The sequence below is a fragment of the Clostridium sp. genome (assembly GCF_047718555.1).
GTDB lineage: Bacteria > Bacillota > Clostridia > Clostridiales > Clostridiaceae > Clostridium_I.
Genome location: NZ_JBDNRK010000087.1, coordinates 1 through 11,821, shown reverse-complemented (window position 1 = coordinate 11,821; position 11,821 = coordinate 1). Strand labels below are relative to the sequence as shown.

10 protein-coding genes are annotated in these 11,821 nt (G+C 31.5%); 7 read left to right on the top strand and 3 right to left on the bottom strand.

The features are described 5' to 3' along the window. The first annotated feature begins 518 nt into the window (after positions 1-518). The gene (gene tkt / locus ABF633_RS19880) at positions 519-2,507 is read left to right on the top strand and encodes a transketolase (protein ID WP_415526309.1); all 1,989 of its coding nucleotides are present in this window, start codon (positions 519-521) and stop codon (positions 2,505-2,507) included. 85 nt (positions 2,508-2,592) lie between these two features. Here tkt and ABF633_RS19875 read toward each other — a convergent pair whose 3' ends face one another. Then, a complete protein-coding gene (locus ABF633_RS19875) occupies positions 2,593-2,781 on the bottom strand; it encodes a hypothetical protein (protein ID WP_415526307.1) in 189 nt (62 codons plus the stop codon). Positions 2,782-3,036: 255 nt separating this feature from the next. On the opposite strand from ABF633_RS19875, the gene ABF633_RS19870 reads away from it, so the two are divergent. The 6 genes from ABF633_RS19870 (at position 3,037) to ABF633_RS19845 (ending at position 9,971) form a co-directional block, all read left to right on the top strand. Beyond that, positions 3,037-4,824 carry a penicillin-binding transpeptidase domain-containing protein gene (locus ABF633_RS19870; RefSeq protein WP_415526305.1) on the top strand — a complete coding sequence of 596 codons (1,788 nt, stop codon included), beginning with the start codon at positions 3,037-3,039 and terminating at the stop codon, positions 4,822-4,824. Positions 4,825-5,133: 309 nt separating this feature from the next. Then, positions 5,134-5,937, top strand: a complete 804-nt coding sequence (locus ABF633_RS19865; RefSeq protein WP_415526303.1) for a lipid II flippase Amj family protein — start codon at positions 5,134-5,136, stop codon at positions 5,935-5,937. A gap of 54 nt (positions 5,938-5,991) precedes the next feature. Then, positions 5,992-6,651 carry an MtnX-like HAD-IB family phosphatase gene (locus ABF633_RS19860; protein WP_415526301.1) on the top strand — a complete coding sequence of 220 codons (660 nt, stop codon included), beginning with the start codon at positions 5,992-5,994 and terminating at the stop codon, positions 6,649-6,651. After that, positions 6,648-7,709 (top strand): iron-containing alcohol dehydrogenase family protein, encoded by a 1,062-nt coding sequence (locus tag ABF633_RS19855; RefSeq protein ID WP_415526299.1) that lies wholly within the window; start codon positions 6,648-6,650, stop codon positions 7,707-7,709. Before ABF633_RS19860 ends, ABF633_RS19855 begins: the two co-directional genes overlap by 4 nt. A gap of 127 nt (positions 7,710-7,836) precedes the next feature. After that, entirely contained in the window at positions 7,837-8,790 is a 954-nt protein-coding gene (corA, locus tag ABF633_RS19850) for a magnesium/cobalt transporter CorA (protein ID WP_415526297.1), read from the top strand. Between the two features lie 65 nt (positions 8,791-8,855). Then, positions 8,856-9,971 (top strand): THUMP domain-containing class I SAM-dependent RNA methyltransferase, encoded by a 1,116-nt coding sequence (locus ABF633_RS19845; protein WP_415526295.1) that lies wholly within the window; start codon positions 8,856-8,858, stop codon positions 9,969-9,971. Between the two features lie 170 nt (positions 9,972-10,141). Here ABF633_RS19845 and ABF633_RS19840 read toward each other — a convergent pair whose 3' ends face one another. Further along, positions 10,142-10,951 (bottom strand): metal ABC transporter permease, encoded by an 810-nt coding sequence (locus tag ABF633_RS19840; RefSeq protein WP_415526293.1) that lies wholly within the window; start codon positions 10,949-10,951, stop codon positions 10,142-10,144. After that, a complete protein-coding gene (locus tag ABF633_RS19835) occupies positions 10,929-11,609 on the bottom strand; it encodes a metal ABC transporter ATP-binding protein (protein WP_415526291.1) in 681 nt (226 codons plus the stop codon). Before ABF633_RS19835 ends, ABF633_RS19840 begins: the two co-directional genes overlap by 23 nt. Positions 11,610-11,821: the final 212 nt, after the last annotated feature.

Genomic DNA, 11,821 nt, shown 5'->3' with positions numbered 1-11,821 from the left:
GAATTATATTAATGTAAAAATAAATTTCACAGGTATAATGATACAATTTGCAACAAAATACAACAAAGAAAAAGACGAATAACCATTAAATGGTAGAATGGTAAAGAAATTTTTACAAAATTTTTAATGGTTTACATGTAAAATTATAAAATATTTGAAAATTAAAAAAATAGATATTCTATTAAAGTTGTAACACTTATTTACAAATATTAATAATGAAGCTATTTATTTGAATATATCTGAATATATAAATGCAAATATTAACAAGATATAATTAAAAATATCTTAAAAATTTTAAAAATCTATTTAAATAACCAGTAATTTTAGGTAGTATATTAGATAGTATATAAAGAGAATTTTAATTTTCATAATAGTCAACACAAGGGATAAAGAATAGGTTAGAACTTTTTCAAGACAATATCAAAAATACAAAACAGATAAAAGAGGAGGGAGTTACCAAATTTATAGATCTTATAATATCTTCGTGTAGTTTTATAGATTTTTGGTGACGAAAGATAATGAACAATTTAGATCAACAAGTAGTAAATACTATAAGGATATTATCAGCAGAAGGGGTTCAAAGGGCAAATTCAGGACATCCGGGATTGCCTTTAGGAGCAGCTCCAATGGCCTATGCTCTATGGAGTAGAGAAATGAAGCATAATCCTAAAAATCCAAACTGGGAAGATAGAGATAGATTCATACTATCCGCAGGACATGGTTCCATGCTGCTATATTCTTTACTTCATTTATTTGGATATGGCCTTAGCGTAGATGATCTAATGAATTTTAGACAATGGGGAAGTAAGACTCCAGGCCATCCTGAATATGGTCATACAGTAGGAGTTGAAGTTACTACAGGACCACTTGGGCAAGGAATAGCCAATGCAGTGGGTATGGCTATAGCTGAGCAATATCTTGGAAGTAAATTTAATAAACCTAATTACAAAGTGGTAGACCATTATACCTTTGCTTTAGCTGGTGATGGCTGTATGATGGAAGGAATTTCAAGTGAAGCAGCTTCTCTAGCTGGTACATTAGGACTCAGTAAACTTATAGTATTGTACGATTCCAATAATATATCCATAGAAGGAAGTACTGATATTGCCTTTAGAGAAGATGTAGCTAAAAGGTATGAAGCCTATGACTGGCAGGTTATAAAGGTTGAAGATGGAAATGACATTCAGTCTATTACAAAGGCTATTGAAACAGCAAAAGCTGAAGATGGTAAACCAAGCATTATAATAGTAAAAACTCAAATTGGATATGGATCCCCAAAGCAAGGTACTGCAGGCGCTCATGGTGAGCCTTTAGGTGAAGAAAACTTAAAGAAAACAAAAGAATTTTTAAAATGGCAGGGTGAGGGAGAATTCTATGTTTCAAAAGAAGTAAGAGACCATATGGAAACATTACAAAAAGCTGGAGCAGAAAAAGAAATTCAATGGAACAAGCTTTTTGAGAATTATAAAAATGAATATCCACAGCTGGCAGATGAATGGAAAATATGGTATTCAGATGGTATTGCATCAGATATTTTAAAGGAAGAGGATTTTTGGAAATTTCAGGGGAAATCAGCTACAAGAGTTTCCTCAGGTGAGGTTATAAACAGACTTGTTAAATTTGTACCAAATCTAATAGGTGGCTCGGCAGATTTGTCTCCCTCAACTAAAACTTATATGAAGGATAAAGGAGATTTTTCTAAAGAAGATAAAAGTGGTGCAAATCTTCATTTTGGAGTTAGAGAACATGCTATGGCAGCTATTGGAAATGGTATAGCATTGCATGGGGGACTTAAAATTTTTGTTTCAACCTTCTTTGTATTTAGTGACTACATGAAGGGTGCTATGAGACTTTCAGCATTAATGAAGCTTCCTGTAGTCTATGTACTGACTCATGATAGTATTGGTGTTGGAGAAGATGGACCAACACATGAGCCAATAGAGCAATTAGCTGCTTTAAGAAGTATACCTAATTTCCATGTATTTAGGCCAGCAGATTCTAAGGAAACAGCTGCAGCTTGGTATTCAGCTATTAGCAGAACCGATGGGCCAACGGCTTTGATACTTTCAAGGCAGAACCTTCCTCTATATGAAGAGAGTTCAAAGAATGCATTAAAGGGAGCATATATATTAAAAGAAAGTTCTAAGGAAACACCGGATATTATTCTTATGGCAACAGGTTCGGAAGTGGAATACATTTATGAAGCAGCAAAATTATTAGAGGAAAAAGGTATAGCTGCCAGAGTAATAAGTATGCCTTGTTTAGAAATATTTGATAAGCAGGATGAGGACTATAAGGACAGTGTTCTTCCTAAGAAGGTGAGAAATAGAATTGCAGTAGAGGCAGCAGCATCCTTTGGATGGCACAAGTATGTGGGCTTAGATGGAGATATAGTAGCTATAGACCATTTTGGAGCATCTGCACCAGGAGATATATTGTATAGAGAATTTGGAATTACTGTAGATAATATTCTTGAAAGGGCTTTAAAACTAGTTAAAGCTAAATAATATAGATTTTCAAGCTCTGTGGTTTTATACCATAGAGCTTTTTAGTTGAATTTTTTAAATGTATTGGATGTACACTCCTGTAAGCCTATAAATCAATATTTAGATTTGTCAGGCTTATTTCATTTTTTATAACTATATTATCTTTTGATTCCTTATGCTTTAGTATATTTATGGTTACTATTTTCCCATCAGTAGGCTTTATAGGGGAAGAGTTTGGACTTGCCAATGCATTTTTTATAGCAGCTTTAGTATTTGTTCCACTAACAATTTTCATGGTAGATAAAGTTAAAAATAATAATAAAAATTAAATACTTATTCATATATTTGTAAGATTTAGTCTACAAATGGCACTTTAAATTTTAACATATATGTGATATCATTATTTATTAATATAGTGTAATTTTAATAATAGAATTTTAATATATATGTGTTGCAGAGTAAAACATATATAATATGTATACTCTACATAAGAGATGTAATAATAGAAGTTGAAAAAGGTTAAAGTAATAATTCATGGAAGGTAGTGAGTATGCTGAAAGCAAAAAAAAGTAACACTAAAATCCTTACAAATAAAAGACTTTTAGGTGTTTTTATGTTATTTGGATTAGTGCTTATATTGGTAATAGGAAGATTATTTTATCTTATGGTTTCTGATTCTAAATTTTATAAAGTTAAGGCTCTACAACAATGGACAAGCCAGATAACTGTTCCAGCAGAAAGAGGACGCATACTTGATAGAAATGATAATGAGCTTGTTGTGAGTTCGGAAGCATATAGAGTTGATATAGATATGAACACACTAAGGCAGGCTTTAAAAATTAAGTCTATAAGTATGGATCAGCTATCTAATGGATTATCAGCCATATTAAATATGCCTGTTAAACAGGTATCTAATATATTATATTTAAAGTCTCCTGAAGGTATGCCTGTTAAATTTGCTACTCTTGCAAGAAAAATAGATAAAACTCAGGCTGATAAAATTAAGGCATTAAATATATCTGGTTTTATAATATCTAATGATTCAAAAAGAGTTTACAAAAATAATAATTTTCTTGCCAGTACTCTTGGATATACAAATTCAGATGGAAATGGTGTTTCAGGAGTGGAATTAAGCTATAATAAAGAATTAGCTGGAATCCCTGGACAGAAAATTTTGGAAACTGATAATCGAGGCAATCAGCTTCCTTATGAGAATTCGCAATACATTGCTCCTGTCAATGGTAAGGATTTAGTCTTGACTATTGATCAGACAATACAATTATATGCAGAACAAGCTGCACAGAAAGCTTTAATAGATAATAAAGCAAAATCAGTTACAATTACAGTCATGAATCCTAAAAATGGTGAAATACTAGCCATGGTAAATAAGCCAGATTATGATCCTAATAATCCTAACGGAGCTAAAAATCAAACTGGAGAACAGATTGCTACATCCTGGAAAAATAATGCAGTTCAAAATACCTTTGAACCGGGATCTATATTTAAAGTAATAACTTCCTATGCTGCAATGGCAGAAAATGTTGTAAATGATGCCACTAGATTTCCTGATCCAGGATATGTAATGGTAGATGGTGTTCGTATTAATGAATGGAATCTAACAGGATTTCCATCTCAAACTTTTCAGGATATAATTAAGAATTCCAGTAATGTGGGATTTGTAAAGCTGGGTACAGAATTGCTAGGTAAAGACAAGCTATTTAAGTACATAAATTTGTTTGGTTTTGGCCAGAAAACAGGTGTAGATTTACCTGGTGAGTCTACTGGAATAGTGAGACCTATTAATAATGTAAACAAGGTTGATTTAGCAAATATATCTTTTGGACAAGGCATCTCATTAACTGCAATGCAGTATTTGTCCGCTTTTAACTCTGTGGCAAATGGGGGAACTTGGATTAGACCTCATATAATGAAGGAAATTGTGCATACAGATAGTAATAATAAGCCGGTTGTAGATACCACATATAATAATTTGGGAGAGAAAAAGATACTTGATCCCAATATTGCCAGCACTTTGAGGACGTATTTAAGAAAGGTTGTTACTGATGGAGTTGGATCTGCTGCTGAAGTTCCTGGACTTGATATAGCAGGAAAAACTGGAACAGCCCAAAAATCAAGCCCTACCGGAGGTTATGCACCAGGAAAATATATGTCTTCATTTGCTGGTATGGCACCGGAAAACGATCCTAAGATTACAATGCTTATATCTATAGATGAACCAGATCAATCTAAGTATTATGCTGGACAAACCGCGGCTCCTGTGGCGAAGGATTTGTTTAAATTGATATTTGATTACATGAATTCAAAGGGGATAAATTAATTTATCCGATGACTACCATCCGTAATACTCCCAACTTCTATCAAAGTGGGAGATAACGGCTGCTACGTCCCTGGATAACGATTTCTAAGTTTCAGTTGGAGAAAAAAATTCCATCTGAAACAAAGAACTCTGTTTATATGGATTTTTAGATGCAAGAGTATAGAATATACTTTTGCATTATTTTATTTTAAAGGATTTTCATATAAAATATAGAATTATAGTATAGGTAAGTATCAAAAGAGTAACCGGTATATTTGTGTTATTATTTAGCTGATAATACTTAAGGGATAATATTTAGGAGGTGCTCAAATGCCTGTAGCCATAGTTATTGTGCCCATATTGACTTTTGTCATATATATAGTATCCACCCTATCCTATTCTGTGAGAATTGTTGGAATAAAGACTGGAAGAATAGCAATTTCTTTTGCTGTGTTTAATATATTCTCTCTAATAGCTAGAACTGCTAATACAATTCAAGCTCCTCTATTGTCTAAGAGCATAGAAGAAAGTATAAGGGTAGGTCAAGCTGGTGAATTTTTGTATGTTTTTAGATGGATATTAGCCTTGTCTACTATAGGAGCCATAGTAGGAGCTATATTAATGCCAACTTTTATAAAATTATTCAGTAAAACTGTCAATAGCTTTAGCGTGTATAAATCTGTACCGAAACTATTAGTACATAGTTTTTCTAAAGCTGGAATAGAGCAGTTTAAAAAAAGTATATCTAAACCTAAAAGGGAAAATATATCTCAATTAAAAAGTTTAAGAAGGATTCCTAAAAAGATTATAATATTAAATATAATGGCTTGCTCAATTTCTACTGTAGGTGTAGTGGCAGCCCTTTATGCTGGATGTTTAAATCCCGACCTTAGAACTACCTGCAGCAATTTAGCACCAGTCATAAATGGGGCATCAACCATACTTATAACTATATTTATAGATCCCTATACGTCTATGCTGACAGATGATGTCATAAGAGGAGAATGCAGTGAGCTTCAATTCAGTAGATGTATAATTTTCATAGTTTTTGGACTTATACTAGGTACAATTCTAGCACAGCTGCTGCTTGTGCCAGCTGCAATGATAATTGAGTCCATAGCAAAATTTATTTGATAGAATAAATAAAAATTACAATAGTAGACAAAATAACTTAAAGGAGAGGATGTTATGTTAAACTTTGCATTTATATCGGATTTTGATGGAACATTAACTGAAAAGGATTTTTATAAAATAATAATGGATGAGTACCTAAAAGATGAATGTATGCAGATGTATAAGGATTGGAGAAGTAAAAAAATAAAAGATGTAGATTATTTAGGATATGTCTTCAAAAATATAAGAAGAAATGAAAAAGAAATAGATGAAGACATAATGAGTATTTCATTTGACCCTTATGCAGGTGAATTTATAAAGAAAATTAAAGCAGCAGGTGGAGATTTTGTAGTTATCAGTGCTGGAACTAGCTATTACATTAACAAAATATTTGATAAGAATGAAATTAAAGATGTTGATATATACTCCAATGAGGCTATTTACAAAGATAAAGGAATACATTTTGTGTTAGATGAAAAAAGTGAATTTTATTCTGAGATATACGGAATTGATAAGCTAAAGGTAGTAAAAAAATTAAAACAAAAATATGATAAGATTTTTTATGCTGGAGATACAGAGCCAGATTTAAAGGCAGCTCTTTTGGCAGATGTAGTCTTTGCCAAAGATGTTTTAGTGGATTTATTGAAAAAAGAAGATAAAGAGTGCATTGAATTTAAAAATTTTAGTGAGATATGGCCAACGGTAGAAAAATATATAAAGGGGTGGAACAAATGAAGGGAAGTACCCATAGAATAGCTATTCCATCTATACTGGAAGTTGGAAAGGGAAACATAGAGTATATAGGAAGTATAATAGAAAAATGTATGTTTAAAAGAGTGTCTATATACTTTGGTGAAGGTATATATGAACTGTTTGGAAAGAAAATAGAAAAATCAATATTAAATGTGGGAATAGATATATCAAGTATAGGAGAAGTTACAAATATAGACTTTGAAGGAATAGGTATACAGGCCTTCGAGATACCAAATGATGTAGATTTATTAATTGGTGTTGGTGGAGGAAAGGCAATTGATGCAGTAAAGTATATGGCTTTTTTAAGAAAATTACCTTTTATAAGCATACCAACTTCTACCTCTAATGATGGTTTCGCCAGTGCTGGAGCTTCTCTCACTTTAAAGGGCAAAAGAACATCGCTGCCTGCAAAGACACCTTATGGAATAATAGTAGATATTGATGTAATAAAAGGTGCACCTGAAAAATTCATATATTCAGGAGTAGGGGATCTAGTTTCCAATATAACTGCATTGTATGATTGGAAGTTTGAAGAAGATAATAAAAAGACCGTAGTAGATGATTTTGCCGTAATGATATCAAAAAAAGCTGTAAATAGTTTTGTAAGAACAGAGTTTGAGACTATAAAGGATGACTTATTTTTAAAAGAATTAGTAGATTCCTTAACTATGAATGGAATATCCATGGAGATTGCAGGGAATAGTTCACCTGCAAGTGGCGCAGAACATTTGATTTCGCATGCATTAGATAGTTTTTTAACAGTTCCTCAGCTTCACGGAGTTCAAGTGGGAATAGCAACTTATATAATGTCAAAAGTACAGAAGCACAGATATAAGAGAATTACTAAAGTGTTACAGGATACTGGTTTTTTTAACTATGTAGCCACTTTAAAAATGAAAAAAGATGATTTTAAAAAGGCTGTGGAGATTGCACCCTCTATAAAACCTAATAGATATACCTATATTCATGTTAAGGAAAATGTAGAAATTGCTAAGAGAATTATTGATGAAGATGAAATATTAAGTAAGATATTAGTTTAATTCTGTATTCTATGTTGTATTGTGGAGAAAGCCTTAATAGTATATTATATAAATGGGTGATTTTTCAATATTTGAATGTGCCTTATTATAATAATATTTAACCATTAAGAAGAAAGGTTGGATTCAATTGCTTAGAATATTGGCTATTGCAAATGATTTAAAACCCATTTATAATTTAACCCTACAGGAATTGGATAATGAAAATATTAAATGGTATTGGATTGATTTTAATAATCCAACAGCTACTGAAGACAATTTACTTCGCAGTTATTTTCATTTTCATAGCTTGGCCATAGAAGATTGTATGTCAAATTTAAATAGTCCCAAAGTGGATTATTATGATAAATATAATTTCTTTGTTTTCAATGCTTTAGATAAAAACAGTTTGAAACCAATAGAAGTAGATGTTTTTGTAAGTGAAAAATATGTTGTATCTTATCATAAATCCATGTTGATTGAACTAGATGAAGCTTGGGAGAAAGCTAATAGAAATGAAGGGGATTGGGGAAATGGGACAACATATATTGCACATCAGATACTAGATAAGGTAGTAGATAATTTTTTTCCGTCAGTATATAAAATTCAAGATGTATTGGATAATATAGAAGATGAAGAAAAGGATAAGTCTATATATGATTTAATAGGTAACGTGTTTGAGATAAGAAAAGAATTGTTGGTATTGAGAAAAACCATAAATTCTATGAGGGACTTGTTATATAGGATACTTAATTCTGAAAGGTTAAAGAGTTTCAATGATCACAAAATCTATTTTTCAGATATATATGACCATCTTTTAAAGCTTTCAAGTATGATAGAGTCCAGTAGAGAAATGACAGCAGATATAAGAGATAATTACTTATCTATAAACTCAGCTAAGATGAATAGAAATATGATGGTTTTGACAGTTATAACTACTATATTTATTCCTTTAACTTTTATTGCTGGAGTTTATGGTATGAATTTTAAATATATGCCGGAATTAGATTGGAAATACGGTTACTTTGGAGTAATGATAATAATGGCAGCAATAGCTGTAATAATGTATCTTTGGTTTAAGGGCAAGGGCTGGATGGATCAATAACACATTTAAAAATACATAGGGCATATTTCTAGTGTGCTTAATTTAAACTAACAGGAGAAAAATATATGGATTATACTTTAATAGCAACTACCACCTTTGGAATAGAGGCAATTACTGCAAAAGAGCTTAAAGGACTTGGATATGAAGAACTTAAGGTAGAAGACGGAAGAGTTACTTTTACTGGAGATGAAATGGATATAGCCATTTCAAATATATGGCTTAGGACTGCAGAGAGAATTTTAATACAAGTAGCAAATTTTAAAGCTGAAACCTTTGAAGAACTTTTTCAGGGAACAAAGTCAGTACCTTGGGGAGATATTATTCCTGTAAATGGCAATATGCATATAGTGGGAAAATCCATAAAGTCAAAGCTGTTTAGTGTACCAGATTGTCAATCTATAGTTAAAAAGGCCGTAGTTGAGGCAATGAAAAAGAAATATAATAGAGAATGGTTTTCAGAAGATGGCCCAGAGTACAAAATAGAAGTTGCATTGCTAAAGGATATAGTAACTCTTACTATAGATACTTCCGGGGAAGGACTTCACAGGAGAGGTTATAGAAAGAATTCAGGTGGTGCACCACTAAAAGAAACTCTTTCAGCAGCTCTAGTGCTTATAAGTAAATGGGATGCTTCTAAGACCCTTGCAGATGTTTGTTGTGGTTCAGGAACAATTGCAATAGAAGCAGCTATGATAGGAAAAAATATAGCACCTGGACTCAATAGAACTTTTGTATGTGAAACCTGGCCTGGTGCTGATAAAAAGATGTGGGAGCAAGTTCGTGAAGGTGCTAGAAAAGCAATCAATAAAGAGAACTTTAGAATTTTAGCTTCTGATATAGACACTTGGGTTTTAAGAACGGCTAAAGATAACGCAGTAAAGGCTGGAGTTGCAGAATCTATTGCCTTTCAAAGACTATCTATGAGTGAGTTCTCTTCTAAGAAAAAAGGTGGTTATATTATTTCAAATCCACCCTATGGAGAGAGAATGGGGGAGCAGAAGGAACTAGAAAAACTTTATAGAGACTTTGGTAAATTATATTCACAGCTGGATGACTGGTCTATTTTTGTAATAACACCCTATAAGGATTTTCAAAAGCTGTTTGGGAAAAAAGCTGATAAAAATAGAAAGCTTTATAATGGTAGAATTCAGTGTTATTATTATCAGTATTTTAACAAATAATGAGAAAAGATTATTTGTTTTAGTTTAAAGTAGATGAGAGTATTAGAGTGGGTAGTTATCGGATAAAATAATAAAGCCACAATGAAATCTACATAGCTATTAGTTGAGTTTCATTGTGGTATATTATTTTATAATTCTAAATCTTCATATATTTTTTCAGTAATAAGTATTTATGCTTTTTCTTTTGCAAGTATTTTAACGATAAGAACAGTAACAAGTACAAAAACTGAGGTCAGTGCAATTGTTCCACCTGGTGCACAATTGAGATAATAAGACATAATAAGACCGAAAATTATATCTATAAATCCAAAGATAACAGAATAAATAAGCGTTTTTTTGAAGCTGCCATTAAGCTGCATAGCCGTGGCTACAGGAACTGCCACCATGGAAGAAACTACAAGGATTCCTATGATTCTTATGGAAACAGATATAGAAGCACCAACTAGAAGAGCAAATACATAATTTATAAGTTTAACATTTATATTGGCTACTTTTGCACCATTTTCATCAAAAGTTATATATACAAGCTTTTCATATAATATCTTTAAGAGAATAACGCATATTATACTTAAAATTAAAATAGTGTATAAGTCACTTTTTTCCACAGTAAGAATACTTCCAAATAGGAAAGATTCAATATTGCCATGAGCTTTGCCGCTGCTGGTAAGGGTTATGGCAATTCCTACAGAGAAGGTAAGTATAATTGGTAATATTAAATCGGAATATTGTCTATAATAGTTTTTTAAAAGTTCTATTAATACAGCGCAGATAGAAGTAAATATAAAGGCATATATTATGGGGCTTTCACCCAATACAAGGCCAATGGCTACACCAGCAAAAGAAGCATGTGAAAGAGTGTCACCTACCATTGCATATCTTTTTAAAACTAAAAATACTCCTATAGAAGGACATAATATAGATATTAATATAGCTGCCATAAATGCATTTCTCATAAAACTAAGATGAAAAACTTCTAACATTATCTAAATCCTCCCTAGTAGTTCTTAGGTAATCATTTATAGTTAACAGACAACCATTGCCTTTATCCATTTTAAATATATGAGTTGAGTTTTCAATAGCAGCCTGTAGATTATGCTCTACTGAAAGTATGGTTATACCTTTTTCTTCATTTAAATTTTTCACAAACGAGTATATCTCACCCTGGCTTTTTACATCAATTCCAGTGGAGGGTTCGTCTAAAATCATAAGTTCGGGTTCTCCCATAAGAGCTCTGGCAATAAATACCTTTTGCTTTTGACCCCCTGATAATTCCCCAATTAAATTATTTTTCAAAGTATCCATTTTAACAATGGAAAGAGTTTCATCTATACATTTAGAATTCTTTATTTTTAGAGCTGATCTATGACATTTAAGTATTTCACCTACAGTTATTGGAAAGGAACTATTGAAATTATCTAGCATTTGAGGAACATAGCCTATTTTTTTAGTGGATATATCAATTGTTCCTAAAGTAGGTCTTATCAAGTTAAGTATCAGTTTAATGAGAGTACTTTTACCGCTGCCATTTTCACCTAAAATGGAAATATAGCAGCCTTTTTTAATGTTCAAGTTTATATTATTTAAAATATATGGCAAAGATTTAGTATAGGAAAAGCATAAATTTTTTATTTCAATCATAAAATGTCCTCCTGAAAATTAATTAAGGCTATTGGATTATATAAAGTAAATATATTAACTATATAGATTATTAACAAATTATTGTAAAAATAATAGATATTTATAAAAATCCATACATAACTAAAATAATTATATACCTTGTTGCAAATCGTTTGCAAGTAGAAATTATATATAAAAAATTTATATTAAAATATATATAAATTGGTGATATA

Coding starts and splice junctions, on each gene's coding strand:
- ABF633_RS19875 (WP_415526307.1), bottom strand. CDS start 2,781: ATGAAAATTGTTAGTGGAACAAATACTAAAGCTGCTATAAAAAATGCA.
- ABF633_RS19865 (WP_415526303.1), top strand. CDS start 5,134: ATGCCTGTAGCCATAGTTATTGTGCCCATATTGACTTTTGTCATATAT.
- ABF633_RS19860 (WP_415526301.1), top strand. CDS start 5,992: ATGTTAAACTTTGCATTTATATCGGATTTTGATGGAACATTAACTGAA.
- ABF633_RS19855 (WP_415526299.1), top strand. CDS start 6,648: ATGAAGGGAAGTACCCATAGAATAGCTATTCCATCTATACTGGAAGTT.
- ABF633_RS19870 (WP_415526305.1), top strand. CDS start 3,037: ATGCTGAAAGCAAAAAAAAGTAACACTAAAATCCTTACAAATAAAAGA.
- ABF633_RS19835 (WP_415526291.1), bottom strand. CDS start 11,609: ATGATTGAAATAAAAAATTTATGCTTTTCCTATACTAAATCTTTGCCA.
- tkt (WP_415526309.1), top strand. CDS start 519: ATGAACAATTTAGATCAACAAGTAGTAAATACTATAAGGATATTATCA.
- ABF633_RS19840 (WP_415526293.1), bottom strand. CDS start 10,951: ATGTTAGAAGTTTTTCATCTTAGTTTTATGAGAAATGCATTTATGGCA.
- ABF633_RS19845 (WP_415526295.1), top strand. CDS start 8,856: ATGGATTATACTTTAATAGCAACTACCACCTTTGGAATAGAGGCAATT.